The 18,004-nt window shown below is 71.1% G+C and carries 12 protein-coding genes; 4 read left to right on the forward strand and 8 right to left on the reverse strand.

Annotated elements, in window-relative coordinates:
• Window positions 1-85: 85 nt before the first annotated feature.
• Entirely contained in the window at window positions 86-1,207 is a 1,122-nt protein-coding gene (locus tag AC1VWI_RS16970) for a M48 family metallopeptidase (RefSeq protein WP_499511857.1), read from the forward strand.
• Here AC1VWI_RS16970 and AC1VWI_RS16975 read toward each other — a convergent pair.
• The 5 genes from AC1VWI_RS16975 to proB form a co-directional block, all read right to left on the reverse strand.
• The gene (locus AC1VWI_RS16975; protein ID WP_499511858.1) at window positions 1,128-2,270 is read right to left on the reverse strand and encodes an SCO2583 family membrane protein; all 1,143 of its coding nucleotides are present in this window, start codon (window positions 2,268-2,270) and stop codon (window positions 1,128-1,130) included. The two genes, AC1VWI_RS16970 and AC1VWI_RS16975, sit on opposite strands and share 80 nt — an antisense overlap.
• Before the next feature lie 65 nt (window positions 2,271-2,335).
• Window positions 2,336-2,824: an SCO2584 family spore wall biosynthesis protein gene (locus AC1VWI_RS16980; protein WP_499511859.1), complete on the reverse strand. Its 489-nt coding sequence runs from the start codon at window positions 2,822-2,824 to the stop codon at window positions 2,336-2,338.
• A 71-nt stretch (window positions 2,825-2,895) separates the two neighbouring features.
• The gene (locus AC1VWI_RS16985; RefSeq protein WP_499511860.1) at window positions 2,896-4,221 is read right to left on the reverse strand and encodes a glutamate-5-semialdehyde dehydrogenase; all 1,326 of its coding nucleotides are present in this window, start codon (window positions 4,219-4,221) and stop codon (window positions 2,896-2,898) included.
• A gap of 90 nt (window positions 4,222-4,311) precedes the next feature.
• On the reverse strand, window positions 4,312-4,758 hold the full coding sequence (locus tag AC1VWI_RS16990; protein ID WP_499511861.1) for a DUF8830 family protein: 447 nt from the start codon (window positions 4,756-4,758) through the stop codon (window positions 4,312-4,314).
• Window positions 4,759-4,884: 126 nt separating this feature from the next.
• Entirely contained in the window at window positions 4,885-6,003 is a 1,119-nt protein-coding gene (gene proB, locus AC1VWI_RS16995; RefSeq protein ID WP_499516832.1) for a glutamate 5-kinase, read from the reverse strand.
• 373 nt (window positions 6,004-6,376) lie between these two features.
• Between proB and AC1VWI_RS17000 the strand changes: the two genes are divergently transcribed.
• On the forward strand, window positions 6,377-8,410 hold the full coding sequence (locus tag AC1VWI_RS17000; RefSeq protein WP_499511862.1) for a hypothetical protein: 2,034 nt from the start codon (window positions 6,377-6,379) through the stop codon (window positions 8,408-8,410).
• Between the two features lie 85 nt (window positions 8,411-8,495).
• Here AC1VWI_RS17000 and galE read toward each other — a convergent pair whose 3' ends face one another.
• Window positions 8,496-9,479, reverse strand: a complete 984-nt coding sequence (gene galE, locus AC1VWI_RS17005; protein ID WP_499511863.1) for a UDP-glucose 4-epimerase GalE — start codon at window positions 9,477-9,479, stop codon at window positions 8,496-8,498.
• 120 nt (window positions 9,480-9,599) lie between these two features.
• Between galE and AC1VWI_RS17010 the strand changes: the two genes are divergently transcribed.
• A complete protein-coding gene (locus AC1VWI_RS17010) occupies window positions 9,600-13,163 on the forward strand; it encodes a bifunctional glycosyltransferase/CDP-glycerol:glycerophosphate glycerophosphotransferase (protein WP_499511864.1) in 3,564 nt (1,187 codons plus the stop codon).
• Between the two features lie 116 nt (window positions 13,164-13,279).
• Here AC1VWI_RS17010 and AC1VWI_RS17015 read toward each other — a convergent pair whose 3' ends face one another.
• Window positions 13,280-14,926 carry a glycosyltransferase family 2 protein gene (locus AC1VWI_RS17015; protein WP_499511865.1) on the reverse strand — a complete coding sequence of 549 codons (1,647 nt, stop codon included), beginning with the start codon at window positions 14,924-14,926 and terminating at the stop codon, window positions 13,280-13,282.
• Between the two features lie 460 nt (window positions 14,927-15,386).
• Between AC1VWI_RS17015 and AC1VWI_RS17020 the strand changes: the two genes are divergently transcribed.
• Window positions 15,387-16,403: a CDP-alcohol phosphatidyltransferase family protein gene (locus AC1VWI_RS17020; protein WP_499511866.1), complete on the forward strand. Its 1,017-nt coding sequence runs from the start codon at window positions 15,387-15,389 to the stop codon at window positions 16,401-16,403.
• Between the two features lie 98 nt (window positions 16,404-16,501).
• Here AC1VWI_RS17020 and obgE read toward each other — a convergent pair whose 3' ends face one another.
• Entirely contained in the window at window positions 16,502-17,941 is a 1,440-nt protein-coding gene (gene obgE, locus AC1VWI_RS17025) for a GTPase ObgE (protein WP_499511867.1), read from the reverse strand.
• Window positions 17,942-18,004: the final 63 nt, after the last annotated feature.

Below are 18,004 nucleotides of genomic sequence, written 5' to 3' on the forward strand. Positions count from 1 at the left end.
CGTACGGGCGGCCGGGGTGGAACTTCGCGGTGGCTCCGCGCGTCCTCACTAGGTACCCAACGGCCGAACAGGGGGGCGGGGACATATGTCCGGTCCGAACGATTCGAGTGGTGCGAGCGGCGGCGCGAACGACGGAGGGCGGCTTCCCGGACGCAACCGGCGGCGCTTCGAGGGCATCTCCTCGCGCGCGTACGAGCACCCGGCGGACCGTTCCGCGCTGGTGGCACTGCGCAAGCTGAGCGGCTTCGACACCGTCTTCAAGGCGCTCAGCGGCCTGCTGCCGGAGCGCTCGCTGCGGCTGCTGTTCCTCTCGGACTCTGTGCGCGTCGGCGACCAGCAGTTCGCGCACCTCAACGACATGCTGCGGGACGCCTGCTACATCCTCGACCTGCCCAAGGTCCCGGCGATGTACGTCACCCAGGACCCGCAGCCCAACGCGATGTGCATCGGGCTGGACGAGCCCATCATCGTCGTGACCACCGGGCTGGTGGAGCTGCTGGACGAGGAGGAGATGCGGGCCGTCGTGGGCCACGAGGTCGGCCACGCGCTGTCCGGCCACTCCGTCTACCGCACGATCCTGCTCTTCCTGACCAGCCTGGCGCTGCGGGTGGCGTGGATTCCGCTCGGCAACCTCGCGATCATGGCGATCGTCACCGCGCTGCGCGAGTGGTTCCGCAAGTCGGAGCTCTCCGCGGACCGTGCCGGACTCCTGGTCGGCCAGGACCTGCAGGCCTCTATGCGCGGCCTGATGAAGATCGCCGGCGGCAACCACCTGCACGAGATGAACGTGGACGCCTTCCTGAAGCAGGCCGAGGAGTACGAGGAGTCCGGCGACCTGCGCGACTCCGTGCTGAAGATCCTCAACGTCCTGCCGCGCAGCCACCCGTTCACCACGGTGCGGGCCGCGGAGCTGAAGAAGTGGGCGGCGAGCCGCGACCACCAGCGCATCATGGACGGCCACTACCCGCGGCGCAGCGAGGACAAGGACACCTCGGTCTACGACTCGTTCAAGGAATCCGCGAGCCACTACGCCGAAACGGTGAAGACGAGCAAGGACCCGCTCATGAAGCTGCTCTCCGACATCGGGGCGGGGGCCGGCGACGTCGGCGGCCGGCTGCGCGACCGCTTCACCGGGACGCCGGGCTCGGGCTCCGGCCCGTCGGGGCGCCCGCCGAAGGACTCGCAGGACCCGCCGCCGGAGGGCTGATCCCGGGTCCGGCCGCCGGGGCCGGGGCGAGCACGCCGCACACCGAGCTGATCTCGTGGCGGTGGTCGTGGGGGTCGACCCCGGGCTGCACCGGCGGCCGCTGCCCGGCCAGCAGCGGCAGGAAGTGCGCCACGGGGGCGGTCACGCAGGACAGCGGCCCGGCCTCGACGGCGGCCTGCAGCAGTTCCACGTGCTTGTCGCGCAGGTCCGCGCGGTCGAAGCGCAGCCGCAGCTCGCGCCGCACGGTGAACAGCGAGGCCTGGCCGCTGCCCCCGGTGGCGGCCTGCACGGCGTAGACCAGGGTGTGGTCCGTGACGACCTCCAGGGCCTCCTCCCCCGCCTCGGACACGGTCATGCTGCCGCGCACCTTGACCTCGTCGTCGGCGAGGGCGACGCGGGCGGGGTCGAAGCGCACCAGCCAGCCGGTCGCCGCGTGGCGCCCGTCGTCGGCGGGCCGCTCCAGGCTGCGGTCGAACTGGTCGAGCTGTCCGGGGTCCAGCATGGTGCGCACCGTGCGGATGTCCCCGCCGGTCAGCGCGTCGGGATCGGCGGAGGAGGCGACCAGGTACTCCTTGGCGGAGACCAGGGCCTGCATGACCTGGCTCTCGCTGAAGTGCGCGGTGCGGCGCGCCGGGGGCAGCGCGTATCCGGTCCCGCCGGCCCGGTAGTGCTCGGCGCGCTGCCCGGCGAACGGCCGGGACCGGTCCACGGCGGCCACCGCGGCCGTGGGGGCGAGCGGCAGCAGGGTGATCTGCAGCGACTGCGCCACGGGAGGGGCGGGCTGGTCGTAGGGATTGCGTATGCCCAGGTAGACGGCGGTGCCGAAGGCCACGGCGATCAGGAGGACGAGGACCAGGGCCTGGCGCGGGGCGCCGCCGCGGGCCCAGAGCCGGCGGGTGCGCACCGAGCGGGCCGATCCGTCCAGCCGCTCCCGCGCGGAGAACTCCTGTATCCGGGCAGCCCGGACGAACGATTCGTCGAAGACGACGGATCGGTACTCGTCCTCACCACCTCCCGGGGAGCCCTCGGGGTTCCCCTCCGGTGGGTCTCCAGGCCCGGCCATACAACAAGCGTAGGTCTGTCAGGGCCCTTTAAAACGTCCTGGTACGGGACAAGTTCGCGAGGCGCTCAGGGGGTGTGGCTGACCGCCACCGGGGGTAGCGACGGGGCTCCGATCCGGCCCGTCGGGGAGGGCGGTACGGAGGGCTGGCGGGCCCCTCCGGCACCCCGGTAGACCGCCGCGAAGGTCAGGGCGACGACGCCGATGCCCATCACCACGGCGAGCACCCACGCCACGGTCCGGTGCCAGCGGCCGTGCCCCCGGTACGGGCGGCGCTGGGCGTAGAGGTCCTCGTACTCCTCGTCCTGCGCGGAGTGCTCGGCCTCCTCCTGGTCGTACGGACCGCTGCCGTCCTCCCCGCCCAGCACACGCGCACGGGACGCCTCGGCCTCGGCCTGGGCCGTGGCGGCGGCGAGCATGCGCTCGTGGGCGCTCGGTTCGTGGAAGGCGGCCGCCCGTATGAAGGCCTCGTCGAGCACCACGGACGCGAATTCGTCATCCGCGCCACCGTGGTCCTCGCCGTCCGGGAACGGCTTGCCCCCCAGTTCGTCCGGCACCCGTCCAGAATAGGGCCGATGACGCGGATTGGGCAGGCCGCTCGGAAACTCCGTCCGTCCGCCGGGGCCGGTCAGCCGCGGACGTGGCCGTCCCCGGTGTAGACGTACTTGGTCGAGGTCAGCTCCGGAAGGCCCATCGGCCCCCGGGCGTGCAGCTTCTGGGTGGAGATGCCGATCTCCGCGCCGAAGCCGAACTGCCCGCCGTCGGTGAACCGGGTCGAGGCGTTGACGGCGACGGCCGCGGAATCCACCAACCGGGTGAACCGCCGGGCGGCCGGCTGCGAGGTGGTGACGATGGCCTCGGTGTGCCCGGAGGACCACAGACGGATGTGCTGCACGGCGGCGTCCAGCGAGTCCACCACGGCTGCGGCGATGTCGTGGCTCAGGTACTCCGTCTCCCAGTCCTCGGCGGTGGCCGGGACGACGGTGGCCTTGGTGCCGCTCTTCTCGGCCAGTTCCCGCACCCGCTCGTCGGCGTGCACGGTGACCCCGGCCCCGGCCAGCGCGTCCAGGGCGCGCGGCAGGAAGTCGGCGGCGATGTCCCGGTGCACCAGCAGCGTCTCGGCGGCGTTGCACACGCTCGGGCGCTGCGCCTTGGAGTTGAGCAGGACCGCGACGGCCGTGTCGAGGTCGGCCTGCGCATCCACGTACACATGGCAGTTGCCGGTGCCGGTCTCGATCACCGGGACGATGGACTCCTCGACCACCGTCTTGATGAGGGAGGCGCCGCCGCGCGGGATGAGTACGTCGACCATGCCGCGGGCGCGCATCAGCTCGCGCACCGACTCCCGGCTCTCTCCCGGCACCAACTGGACGGCGTCGGCGGGCAGTCCGGCGCCGCCGACCGCGTCGCGCACCACCGTCACCAGCGCGGTGTTGGAGTGGAACGCGGAGGAGGAGCCGCGCAGCAGCACCGCGTTGCCGGACTTCAGGCACAGCGAGGCCGCGTCCACGGTGACGTTGGGCCGGGCCTCGTAGATGATGCCGACCACGCCCAGCGGCACGCGGATCTGGCGCAGGTCCAGCCCGTTGGGCAGCGTGGAGCCGCGCACCACCTCGCCGACCGGGTCGGGCAGGCCGGCCACGTCCCGCACGTCGGAGGCGATGGCGCGGACCCGCTCGGGGGTCAGCGTCAGCCGGTCCACGATCGCCTCGTCGGTGCCCGCCTCACGCGCGCGGGCGACGTCCTTGGCGTTGGCCTCGACGATCTCCCGCGTGCGGACGACCAGGGCGTCGGCGATGGCCAGCAGCGCGTCGTCCTTCACCGAGCGCGGCAACGGCGCGAGGTCTTCGGCGGCCGCACGGGCGCGGTAGGCGGCCTGCAGCACCGGGCTCTTCGGCCACGGCGAGGGCAGGGAGGCGGCGAGGTCGTCGTTGCTGTGGCTGCGGCTGCTCATAGCGGCCAGGGTACGGCGTGGGCGCCGGACGGCGGGACGGCTTTCCGGCGGGTGAGACCGTGCCGCGCACGGCTGCCGGGCCGGTGCGGCTCAGTAGGGATGCACACCGAGGGGCGCCGCCGGGGGCGGTCCGTAACCCTCCGCCAGGCGCTGGTGGTAGGTGTCGCGGTCGATGACCTCCAGGCCCACCGTCTCCCAGGGCGGCAGGTTGGCGGAGGAGCGGTGCTCGCCCCACAGCCGCAGCGCGATCGCGGCGGCGTCGTGCAGGTCGCGGGCCTCCTCCCAGTACCGGATCTCGGCGTGGTCGGCCGCGTACCGGCTGGTCAGCAGGAAGGGGTGGTCGTTGGCGAGCTGCTCCAGCGCGCGTCGCACCTCGGCGAGCGGGGCCTCGGGCCCGCAGACGCTGAGCGTCACGTGCCAGAGCCGGGACACGGGGCGCTCTCGCGCGGGCGGGGCGGTGTCGTCGCTCGTCACGCTCACCAGTGTCCGCTCCGCCGTCCCTCGGGACGACGATGCCCCTGGGCGCCCTCGTCTCACCGGCGGCCTCCCTGTCGTCCCTGTCGTCGCGTCCCTGGCCTGATTCCGTGCTCCGCCCTCAAAGTCCAGCAGCCCGGAAGCGGGCGCGGGGCGGTTTTCACGAAGTAACCACGAAGGAGGTCCGCCTCAGTGGTGCAGGAGTACGAGGTCGTCCCGGTGCACGACCTCGCGCTCGTAGGCGGGGCCGAGCTCCCGCGCCAGTTCGCGGGTGGAGCGCCCGAGCAGCCGGGGCAGCTCCTTGGCGTCGAAGTTCACCAGGCCCCGCGCGACGGCGTGGCCGGAGGTGTCGCGCAGTTCGACCGGGTCGCCGGCGGTGAAGTGGCCCTCGACCGCCGCGATGCCGGCCGGCAGCAGCGAGGTGCGGCGCTTGACGACCGCCTGCACGGCGCCGTCGTCCAGGATCAGCGCGCCGAGCGGGGTGGAGGCGTGGGCCAGCCACAGCAGCCGGTCGGCGGAGCGCTTGCCCGTGGCGTGGAAGAGGGTGCCGGTCCGCCGTCCGGCCAGGGCGTCCGCGGCCTGCGCGGCGGAGGTGAGGACGACCGGGATGCCGGCGCCGGCGGCGATCCGGGCGGCCTCGACCTTGGTGACCATGCCCCCGGTGCCCACGCCGGCCTTGCCCGCGCTGCCGATGGAGACGCCCTCCAGGTCCCGCGGCCCGTGGACCTCCTCGATGCGCGAGGTGCCCGGGAGGGCGGGGTCGCCGTCGTAGAGCCCGTCGACGTCGGAGAGCAGGACGAGCAGGTCGGCGCGGACCAGGTGGGCGACGAGGGCGGCGAGGCGGTCGTTGTCGCCGAAGCGGATCTCGTCGGTGGCCACCGTGTCGTTCTCGTTCACGATCGGCATGGCGCCCATGGCGAGCAGCTTGTCCAGCGTGCGGTAGGCGTTGCGGTAGTGCGCCCGGCGGCTCATGTCGTCGGAGGTGAGCAGCACCTGGCCGACCCGAACGCCGTACCGGGCGAAGGAGGCCGTGTAGCGGGCGACGAGCAGGCCCTGGCCGACGCTGGCGGCGGCCTGCTGCCGCGCCAGGTCCCGGGGCCGCCGGGTGAGCCCGAGCGGTGCCAGGCCGGCGGCGATGGCGCCGGAGGAGACCAGGACGACCTCCTTGGCGGCCGCGCCCTCCTGGGTCCCGCACGCCTTGGCCAGCACGTCCACGAGGGCGTCCACCCGGTCGGCGTCCAGGCCCCCGGCCGCCGTCGTCAGCGACGACGACCCGACCTTGACCACGACCCGCCGGGCCTCCGCCACGTCCTGCCTCGCGCTCGCCACGTCCGTCCCTTCCCTCTCCCGGCTTCGCAATCTACGGCAGTCGGTCGACCGGGCGCCGCCGCCTTCCACCCACCGGACGGCGACTGGGACGGCCTTACGGGGCAGACGCGCCGTGAAGCCCGCGCCCGAACACCCCTTGACAAGATGTGAAATTCATATAAGGGACGCTTCGCTCCGTAAGCAAAAAAGTCACAAGAGAACCATCCCAATGGGAACGATTTGCCTGCGGATTCGAACACGGGGCAGCGTGCACGGGTACGGCGAACCGGCACCCCGGGCGGCCCAGCGCACGCTCGCGCGTCCGGGCGGTTCCGCCGGGCCGCCGAACGTACGACGATGGGAAGTTGCCGCTGTGAAACGTGCCGTGGGGAAACGGCCGGGAGTCCACCACTTCGGCCTCCTTCTGGCCCAGATGTGCGCCCTGATCGCGCAGGTGGTGGGCGTGGCCCTGCCCAACGGGGCCCTGATGGCGGGCGCCGCCCTCGCCGGTTGCGCCGCCGACGTCTGCCTGCACGCAGGCAAGCGCCCGCCGCCCAAGGCCCTCGGCCTGCTCCAGGCGGAGGCGGTCACCCGGCAGTCCCTGCGCGACCTGCTGCTGATCGTCGGACTGCTGCGCCTGGACCAACGGGAGTCCGTGCTGTTCCACCTCGTGTGCCTCGGCGGCCTGTTGTACGTCCACGGGGCGCACATCGCCCTCCAGGGCGGGGCCGCGCTGGTGCAACGGGCACGCCGGCTCCCCGTCGTCACACGCAACATCGACACGTCCGAACTGCCGCTGCCCGCCCCGCCACCACCCCTGATTACCCGTCAGCCGGGCCTGCGGCTGCTGCTGGTGGGGAGCCCGGCGACCTTCGGGCTGAGCGTGGCCGCGGCGACCGGGGCCACGGCGTACGCCGCCGACGGCGTCGCCCTGTCCGCGCTGCTGGCCACCGTGGCGCTGGCCCTGCTCGCCCGGTCCTTCATGCCCGGCAGGCGGCCACCGGGCGCGGAGGAGGTCCTCGAGTGGTTCGACCGCTGGCTCGACCGCTACCAGCCCACGGTCGGCATGTACTTCTCCGGGGGCGCGAGTTCCGCTTACCAGGCGAACATGTGGCTGGCCCCCCTGGCCGAGCTCGACGGGCGGCCGGTGATCCTGCTGCGCGAGCGCGGGATGGTGCCGCGCATCGGCCCCACCGATCTCCCCATCGTGTGCCTGCCGAAGGTCGCCGACCTCATGCGGCTCGGCGACTCCAGCCTCAAGGTGCTGCTCCACCCGGCCAACGCGCCGAAGACCTCACAGGTGCTGCGCATCCCGTCGATCATGCACGCCTTCGTCAACCACGGCGAGAGCGACAAGCTGTCCAGCTGCAACCCGTACGCGAAGGCGTACGACGAGGTCTGGGTGGCGGGCCCCGCGGCCCGGGAGCGTTACGCGCTGGCCGAGGTGGGCGTGGCCGACGAGGACGTCGTGGAGGTCGGCCGTCCGCAACTGGGCGGGATCCGGCCGCATTCGGGCCCACCGGCGCCCGGGAGCACCCTCACGGTGCTCTACGCGCCCACCTGGGAGGGGTGGACCGACGACCCCGGCAACACCTCGATCACGGTGGCCGGTGAGGCCATCGTCCGCCGGTTGCTCGCCGAGCCCGCCGTCCGCGTGCTCTACCGCCCGCACCCGCTCACCGGCAGCGTCGACCCGCGGGCCGGTGCCGCCCACCGGCGGATCGTCGAACTGATCGAGGACGCCAAACGGCGCCGTACGGACTCCGCCCTCCCCGGGCAGCGTGACCTCCTCCGGCACAGCGAGCGCGAACTGGCCCGGCTGACCGCCGCCTGGTCGCTGCCCGACGCCGACGACCTGGAGCGCATGGCCGACCGCGGCACGACGGGGGACGGGAGCGTGGCAGCCGCCGTACGACGGGCGACCGCGGCGTGGGAGGCCGCGTACTGGGCGGCGCATCCCGCGGACGAGCACCTGGTGATCGTCGAGGAGCGTCCCGGCCTCTACTCCTGTTTCGACCACTGCGACCTGCTGATCACCGACGTGTCCAGCGTGATCTCCGAGTTCCTGGTGAGCGGCAAGCCCTACGCGGTGACGAACACCACCGACCGGAGCGAGGCGGGATTCCGCGCGTCCTTCCCCACCGTGCGGGCCGGGACGGTGCTCACCCCTGACGCGGCGGGCCTGGGCGAGCTGCTGGCCGTGGTGCGCGGCACGGCCGAGGACACGCTGGCCACCGCGCGTGCGAACCTCAAGGAACACCTGCTGGGCCCGGCGGCGCCGTCCGCCGCGGAGCGCTTCCAGGAGGCCGTGCACGCCCTGGCGGCCCGGGTGGACGAGCGGCGGGCCAGGACGGCGGCGCGGAGACCCCCCCAGGCCGTCCCACGGCAGCGCGCCGGGGTCGCGTGACCGGCGCCACGGACGCGGGAGGGGGGCTGCGACGGAACGATTTCGTTCCGTCGCAGCCCCCCTCCCGCGGTCTTCGGTACGGAACTCAGTGCCGGACCTGCTCCGGGTGGCGCAGGCACCAGCCGGCCCAGGCGGAGGCGACCATCTCGCGCACCTCGTGGCGGGCGGTCCAGCCCAGTTCCTCCTCGATCCGCGAGGCGGAGGCGACGACCCGGGCGGGGTCGCCGGGGCGGCGCTCGATGACCTGCGCCGTGGCGTCGGTGCGGCCGGTGACCGAGCCGATGATGCCCACCATCTCGGCGACCGAGACGCCCTCGCCGCGGCCGATGTTCAGCACCAGGGCGGCGTTCGGGTCCTGCGCCAGCCGGCGCGCGGCGGCGACGTGGGCGGAGGCGATGTCCTCGACGTGGATGAAGTCGCGCACGCAGGTGCCGTCGGGGGTCTCGTAGTCGTCGCCGAAGATCAGCGGGGGCTTCCCCTGGGAGAGCCGTTCGAAGACCATCGGCACGAGGTTGAAGATCCCCGCGTCACCCAGCTCGGGCGTGGCCGCGCCGGCCACGTTGAAGTAGCGCAGGCAGGCGGTGGCGATGCCGTGGGCAGCACCCGTCGCCCGGACCATCCACTCGCCGACGAGCTTGGTCTCCCCGTACGGGCTCATGGGCGCGCACGGGGTCTCCTCGGTCACCAGGTCGACGTCGGGCATTCCGTAGACCGCGGCGGAGGACGAGAACAGGAAGCTGGTCACCCCGGCGCGCACCGCGGCCTCCAGGACGGTCTGCAGGCCCTGGACGTTCTCCCGGTAGTAGTGGAGCGGAAGCTCCACCGACTCCCCGACCTGCTTCTTCGCCGCGATGTGCACGATCCCGCGCACCGAGTGATCGCGCAGTACCCGGTCCAGCAGCTCCGCGTCCAGCACAGAGCCCTTCTCCAGGTGCACCCCGGCGGGCAGCCGCTGCGGGTCGCCGGTGCTCAGGTCGTCCACGACGACGACTTCCTCACCGATTTCGACCATCGCCCTGACGACGTGCGAGCCGATGTATCCGGCACCGCCGGTGATCATCCAGGTCATTCCGACAGTCTAAGCCGCAGGATGCCGTGCGATAAACTGCGGGTGAACCTTGGGTGCCCGGTTCACCTGGAGCACGGCCCCGGTTCAGCCCAGTAAGCGACGGAAAGGTTGTTCCGCCCCATGCTCCCTCGGCTTTCGGTGGTCGTACCGATCTACAACGTCGAGACGTACCTCCAGGAATGTCTCGAGTCGCTCGCCGGGCAAACCTTCCGTGAGCTCGAAGTGATCATGGTGGACGACGGGTCGACGGACTCCAGCGGCGACATCGCACGCGCCTTCGCGGCGCAGGACTCCCGCTTCCGGCTCGTCCAGCAGCCCAACGGCGGCTTGGGGAACGCCCGCAACACGGGTGTGAAGCACTGCACCCCGGGCGTGGAGTACGTCACCTTCGTCGACAGCGACGACATCATCCCCGACTACGCCTACGACCTGTGCGTCCGCACCCTGGACGAGACCGGGTCGGACCTGCTGTCGGGCAACGTGATGCTGCTGCGCATCGGCGGCACCTCCCCGTCCCCCATGCACAAGAAGCCGATGGCCACCACGCGGCTCAAGACGCACATATCCCGGGACGAGATGCTGATCTACGATCGCCTCGCCCCGAACAAGGTCTTCCGCAAGGACTTCTGGGACAAGCACGAGATGGCGTTCCCGGAGGGTGTCCTCTACGAGGACATCCCCCTGACCATTCCGGCGCACTTCCGTGCCCGCTCCGTGGACATCCTCAACACCCCGATCTACTACTGGCGGCAGCGCGAGGCCGGCGCGGGCCCTTCCATCACCCAGCGCCGCACCGAGCTGAACGCCGTCCGCGACCGCGTCGCCGCAGTCGACTCCGTGAGCCGCTTCCTGGCCGCGCAGCCCGGCGCGGAGTACCGCCGCTACAAGCGGTGGTACGACAAGTCCGCCATCGGCAGCGACATCCGCATCTTCATCAACGTGCTGCCGGAGGCCGACGAGGAGTTCCGCGAGCTCTTCGTCGACATCGCCTCCGACTTCCTCAGCCGCGTCGAGCCCGAGGTCCTGGAGTCGCTGCCCTCGATCATGCGCCTCAAGTGGCACCTCATCAGCGAGCGGAAGCTGGACGAGCTGCTGGAGGTGCTGGCCTACGAGAAGAAGGGCACCGGCGGTTCCATCCCGGTGGTCCGGCGCCTGCGCCGCTACGCGGAGTACCCGTTCTTCAAGGACACGACGGTCGGCGTCCCCCGGCACGTGTACCGCCTGAAGCAGGAGCTCTCCCTGCGCACCAAGGTGGAGAGCGTCGCCTGGGACGGCGAGAAGATCAAGATCGTCGGTCACTCCTACGTCAGCAACGTCAGCGTCCACCGGCGCCACATGTCGCTGAAGATGCTGAGCCTGAGCAACAGCAAGACCAAGCGCCGGCTGATCCTGCCCGCCCGCACCGTCCACAGCCCCGGTGCCACCGCGTCGTCCCGCCAGGCCCGGCACTCCTACGACTGGTCCGGCTTCGAGGTCTCGCTGGACGTCAACCGCCTGAAGACCAAGGGCCGCTGGACCGAGGGCATCTGGCGGTTCGCCATCGGCAACCTCAGCAGCGGGCTGCTGCGTCGCGGCGCCCTCACCCCCGGGCCCTTCGGCTCCGGGGCCAATCCGCCGGTGCGGTACGTCGACGACGAGACGCGGATCGTCCCCACGTTCATCCGCAAGCGGCTGCACGTGCGGGTCGAGAAGGTCAAGGCGCGGCTCACCGGCCACGGGATGGGCGACGGCACGCTCGTCCTCGACGGCTTCCTCACGGGGAAGTTCCGCAAGGGAACGCAGCTGGTCGTCAGCCACCACAAGACGCCCACCGAGTACGCGTACCCGCTGGAGCCGGGTGCGTACGCCGACGGCCGCACTCCCTTCACCGTGCGCGTCCCGGTCTCGGACATCGTGACCGGACGCACCACGAACGCCCTCCCCTCGCTGGCCGAGCCTGTACCGGCCGAGATGTGGCGCACCACGATCGTCGTCCCCGGTGAGGACAAGCCGAGGCAGATCATCGCCGACGACGACGCCGCCACCGGGCTCCACCCGATCGAGGGCTCCGAGTCCGGGCTGCCCCGTGAGTTGGCGCTGCACACCAACGCCGCCGGGTACCTGCGGCTCAGCGACCGCTTGCTGAGCCCGACCGTGGACACCCTGTCCTGGGAGCACGACGGCGGTCTGGTCCTGGCGGGTGCGTACCCCTTCGCGAACGGCCCGATCGACATCGTGCTGGCCCACCGCGGCCACCACGAGCTGAAGTGGTTCTCCGGAACCGCCGCCGACGGCCGCTTCACGGCCCGGCTGACCCCCACGTCCGTGGAGTCGCTGGCGGGAACGCTGCCGATCCGCGCCGGGCGGTGGAGCGTCATGGTCGTGAACGCGCCGGGCGAGGAGGTGCTGTCGCCCGTCGTGGTCGCGCCCCGGCTCATCGAGCGGCTCCCCGCGCGGACGTCGGTCGACGGCCGTGGCTACGAGGCCGTCACGCACGCGTACAACGAGCTCGTCCTCGAAGTGACGTCCGCCCTCGACGAGGACGAACGCGGCCCGTACTGGCAGGCCAAGCTGCGCACCGAGGTCTACGCCGAGGCACGCCGCCTCCCGCTGCGCGAGGCGGTGCTGTACGACAGCTACACCGGCAAGCAGTACTCGGACTCTCCGCGCGCCGTCTACGAGGAGCTGGTCCGCCGCGGTGACGACCTGGAGCACCTGTGGGTCGTCCGTGACCACCAGGTGGAGCTGCCCGAGGGCGCCACGGCGGTCCGCATGCACGGCCGGGAGTGGTTCGAGGCGATGGCGCGCTGCCGCTACATCGTCACCAACGCGCACCTGCCGCACTGGATCAAGCGCCGCGAGGGCCAGGTGATCGTCCAGGCGTGGCACGGCACTCCGCTGAAGAAGATCGGCCACGACATCGAGGACGTGCAGTTCGCGAACGCCCGCTACCTGGAGAATGTCGCCGAGGAGTCCTTGAGCTGGAGCTTCCTGGTCTCCCCCAACCGCTTCAGCACCCCCATCCTCAAGCGCGCCTTCGACTTCGGCGGCGAGATGCTCGAGGCCGGCTACCCGCGCAACGACATGCTGTACTCCCCGCAGGCCGATGAGATCGCACGGCAGGTCAAGGAGCACCTCGGCGTCCCGCAGCACAAGAAGGTCGTGCTGTACGCGCCGACCTGGCGGGATGACCAGTTCTACGGCCCCGGCCGGTACAAGCTGGACCTGCGGGTCGACCTGAACAGGTTCCGCGAGGCGCTCGGCGACGAGTACGCCCTGATGATCCGCCGCCACCCCAACGTGGTGGACACGGTGCCCGGCGCCGGCGAGGGTGTCGTCTGGGACGTCTCCGAGTACCCGGAGATCGCCGAACTGTTCCTGGCCGCGGACGTGTTGATCACGGACTACTCCTCGCTGATGTTCGACTACGCGAACACCGGCCGTCCGATGCTCTTCTTCACCTACGACCTCGAGCACTACCGCGACCAGCTGCGGGGCTTCTACTTCGACTTCGAGAACGAGGCCCCTGGGCCACTGATCGCGACGTCGGACGAACTGATCTCCGCCCTGGGCGACCTGGACGCGATCACCGAGCGGTACCGCGACGCGTACAAGAAGTTCCAGGAGACCTTCTGCGACCTGGACGACGGCAACGCCGCGGGCCGGGTCATCGAGCGGATGAAGCAGCTGACGCAGGAGTCCTGACACGCCACCCCGGCACATGAGGAAGGGGCCTCCGGGACACCTTGGGTGTCCCGGAGGCCCCTTCCTTCGCCGCGAGCGCCGCCCCGGCGGCGATCCGCGGAGCGCCCCGCCTGGGGTCACCCCTCCCGGTGGCCGGAGCCCAGCAGCCGATCCTTCACGCCGCGCCATCCCGACCGCGCCGGACGCTTGCCGCCTGCGACGGCCGCCCGCCGGAAGGCCAGGTTCCCGCTGGCCGTCCCGTAAGCCTCGACCGCCGTCGCACGCAGCGCCGCGTTCAGCCCGCCGAGGTCGAGGCCGCGGACGCTCACGGCGGTGGTGTGCTTGCGGCCCTGCCACTCCAGGCGCACCTGGAGGTTCAGCGCCTCATCGTCGGGGAAGTCGGCGAACAGCCCGCGCAAGCCCAGCGTCCCCTCGTACGTGATGACGCCGGAGCTCACCCGGACCTCGGAGATCCGCCCCGCGTCCCGCCGTCCGCGCCCCTTGGAGCGTGTAAGGGCGATCAGGTCCAGACGGTCCGCCGATCCGATGTGGCCGAACTGGTTCGGGATCTCACCGGTGATCCGCAGTTGCCTGCCCACCACCTCCACCGAGGTGGCCCGGTTGAACATCCGTGAATTCTCGAAGGTCTCGCCGTGGAGCCCGAGCTCGGTCACGTCCAGGAACACCCGCGCCTGCGGGAGGTCCAGGTGCGCCGCGGACCAGTACACCCGGCCGTCCTCGAGGAGGAGATCGGTCGACAGCACGCCGCGCCGCTGCTCGAAGTCGGCCACGGTCAGGGCCGCGTCGATCAGCCCGTGCCGCAGGTAGAAGGACCTGACCCGGTCGAGAGGGGCACTACGGGAAAAAGCCGCCTCCTCCACCTCCGCCGCCAGGTATCCGGAGACGAGGTCCGAGAATTCCGCTCGGTACTCGGCGTCCGCGTGACGGAGTTCCTTCATGTACAGCCGCGTGTCATGTCTGAGGAATTTGAGGTCTTTGTGCAGTTTGAGTTCCAGGGCGCCGCTTTCGCGTAGATAGGCGTCCGCGAGACGGTGCACCGCTATCCGGTCCCTGACGCTTCTGATCTCATTGCGCCGATTGGTGATGGATGCACCCGCTCCCTGGCGATCCTCCCAGATCCAGTGATAGACCGGCACGGGCAGAACGGATATCCCTCGGGCCAGGTGGTAGGCCTTGACCGAGAAATAGGTGTCCTCGTAGAAGAGACCCTCGGGGAAGAAGATGTCATTGTCGACCAGGAAGTCGCGTTTATAGAGCTTCGCCGCCGCGATCGGGTCGTTCAGCAACTCCACCCATTCGCCGATGCCGGCCACGCTCCGCTCGGCGGCGTACAGCTCGGGCTGCCAGGGCTTGACGCTGCCCCGTCCGTGGTTGACCCGCAGGGTCTGGCCGGACGTGATGTCCGCACCGGCCTTCCGGGCACCCTCGACCAGGACTTCGCAGGCCTCGGCCGGCAGCTCGTCGTCGGAGTCCAGGAACATCACGTACGTGCCGCGCGCCGCCCGGACACCGTCGTTGCGCGGCGCGCCCACGCCGCCACTGTTCTTCTCGCGCCGCACGAAACGCAACCCCGGAAGGCGGTCCGCGTAATTCTGCGCCACATCGCAGGTCGTGTCGTTCGAGGCGTCGTCCACGACGACGACCTCGAAATCTCGAAAGGTCTGCGCCACGAGCGAATCGAGTGTTCTGGCCACTGTCTCCGCCGCGTTGTACGCGGGCACGACCACGGTGATCGAGGGATCAGCGTCGGCACGCCGGGACATCAAACCTCCAGGGCAGGGAACTCATCTGCGGAACCGCCGCCGCCCGCATGCGCGGAACCGTTCCCGTCGTCCCTGAAGACGCGTTCACACCGGCGTTCACGACGGCCCCGCCCGTACCTGATGGGAGGCGAGGCCCGAATCACCCAGGATAGCCTGGCGCAGCGGAGTCCCGAGAGCGCCTCCATATCGCGACATCGCGGCTGTGGCCCACGCCACACATCCTTCCGACTTCCGCCATCTTGACAGGCGAACCCGACGCACATCCGCCGGTGACGACCGGGAATCCACAGCAGATCTCTTTGGTCAAACCCTGTATGGTATTACGAGCGGACCCGTCGCGGTCCGCCGGAACAGGGGCGAGCCCTGCCGCGCCGGTGCCGTCGGCACGCGCCCGCCCACCGTCCATTTGATCAGGCCGTGGCGCCTGGATGCACCATTCGCCTCGAAAGGGTCCTCTTTCATGGAAATACCGCCCCTCGCGGAAGTACGTCGCCTCACCGAGAAAAAGCGGGACGCCTGGTGGACCGTATTCCTGGTCGACCCGGTGGCGACGCCCTTGGTGCGCTGGACGGCCATGCGGACCCGTCTCACCCCGAACCAGATCACCTGGGGCGCGCTCCTGCTGGGCCTCGGGGCGGCGGCCTGCTTCGCGCTGGCCGACTGGAAGTGGCTGATCCTGGGCGCGGTCCTCTACCACTTCAGCTTCATCCTCGACTGCATGGACGGGAAGCTGGCCCGCCTCACCGGCAAGGGTTCGGAGTTCGGCGGCTGGCTGGACTACATCTTCGACCGCGTGCGCGTGGTGTGCTGCGCCGGAGCCCTCATGGGCGGTCAGTTCTACCGCACCGGTGACTCCATCTACATGTGGCTCGCCCTCGCCGTCATCTTCCTCGACGCCCTGCGGTACCTCGACGCACTGCAGATCTTCAAGGTCCGCGCCGGCATGCGGAAGAAGCTCCAGCAGCGCCAGTCCGAGGTGCGCTCGAACCAGTCCCTGCGGTTCATGGAGGACCTGCTCCGCGAGGAGGAGGCCGGCGACGAGACGCCGAAGGGCCTCGTCCCCGCCCAGCGCGATGCCGTGCCCGCCACCACCCAGACCGTGACGGCCGAGGCCGGTGCCCAGGGCGAGCCCGCCGGCGGTCAGGCACCGGTCATCGACCTCCAGCAGAGCTTCAAGAAGCGCTTCGCCTCCTACGGGGCCTTCCGCGACTTCCTGATCCGGCACCGTGTGCGGCCGCACCTCATCAGCGGCATCGAGTTCCAGATGGCGGTGTTCATCATCGCGCCACTGACCGGCGCCGTCATCGGCACCACCATCGCCGCGGCCGTGCTGCTGCTGCTCTTCGAGTTCGCCATCATCTACAAGCTGCTGCTCTCCACCCGCGACTTCGAGCGTGTGATGGCCCGCCTCGGCGAGGACGACCGGTCGAACGCCGGGAACGACGGCACCGCACCCCTGCACGCGTCCATGAGCTGACCCATCCGCCGGACGGCCCCCTCGGAGGCCGAACGCGCACGACAAGGGCCGGCCCCCCTCATCGAGGGGGGCCGGCCCTTGTGCGTTGTCGCCGCGGCTCAGGAATCGAACGGGTCGAAACCCTCGAACTCCTTCTGGACGTCGTCCCGTTCGGCGTCCCGGTCCTTGCGGCGCTGCGCAGCCGGCCGGGGCTCGTCGAAGCGGTGGTCCTCGCCGCGGCGTCCGAGCATCTCCGCGCCGGCCGCCACCGACGGCTCCCAGTCGAAGACCACGGCGTCGTCCTCGGCGCCGATGACGACCTCGTCGCCCTCCCGGGCGCCGGCCTTGACCAGCTGCTCCTCGACACCGAGGCGGGCGAGCCGGTCGGCGAGGTAGCCGACGGCCTCGTCGTTGGCGAAGTCGGTCTGGCGCACCCAGCGTTCGGGCTTCTCACCGCGGACGCGGTAGAAGCCGTCCTCGGCAGTGACGGTGAAGCCGGCGTCGTCCACGGCCTTGGGCCGGATGACGATACGGGTGGCCTCCTGGACCGGCTGGGCGGCGCGCGCCTCGGCCACGATGCCGGCGAGGGCGTAGGACAGTTCGTTGAGGCCCTTGTGGGCCACCGCCGACACCTCGAAGACCCGGTAGCCGCGCGCCTCGAGGTCGGGGCGGACCATGTCGGCGAGGTCCTGGCCGTCGGGGATGTCGACCTTGTTGAGGACGACGATCCGCGGACGGTCCTCGAGACCGCCGTACGCCCGCAGTTCCGCCTCGATGATGTCGAGGTCGCTCAGCGGGTCGCGCTCGGACTCCAGGGTGGCGGTGTCCAGGACGTGCACCAGGACGCTGCAGCGCTCGACGTGCCGCAGGAACTCCAGGCCCAGGCCGCGTCCCTCGCTGGCGCCCGGGATGAGCCCGGGGACGTCGGCGACGGTGAAGACCGTCGAACCGGCCGTGACCACACCCAGGTTGGGGACGAGCGTGGTGAAGGGGTAGTCCGCGATCTTCGGCTTGGCCGCCGAGAGCACGGAGATGAGCGAGGACTTGCCCGCGCTCGGGTAACCGACCAGCGCCACGTCGGCGACCGTCTTCAGCTCCAGGACGAGGTCCCGGCTCTGACCGGGCTCACCCAGCAGCGCGAACCCCGGCGCCTTGCGGCGCGCCGAGGCCAGCGCCGCGTTGCCGAGGCCGCCGCGGCCGCCCTGGCCGGCGATGAAGGTGGTGCCGTGGCCGACGAGGTCCGCGAGCACGTTGCCGTGCCCGTCCATGACGACGGTGCCGTCCGGGACGGGCAGGACCAGGTCCGTGCCCTCCTTGCCGGAACGGTTGCCGCCCTCGCCGGGCTTGCCGTTGGTGGCCTTGCGGTGCGGGTGGTGGTGGTACTCGATGAGCGTGGTGACCGACTGGTCGACGACCAGCGTCACATCGCCGCCACGGCCGCCGTTGCCGCCGTCCGGGCCGCCCAGCGGCTTGAACTTCTCCCGGTGCACGGAGGCGCAGCCATGGCCCCCGTTACCCGCGGCGACGTGCAGCTCGACGCGGTCCACGAAGGTGGTCATGCGGATGTTCCTCCAGATGCGTACGGGAATGTCTGTGGGTTAACGCGCCGAGGGCGGACCTGC

Source organism: Streptomyces sp. TOM-9 (genome assembly GCF_056858595.1).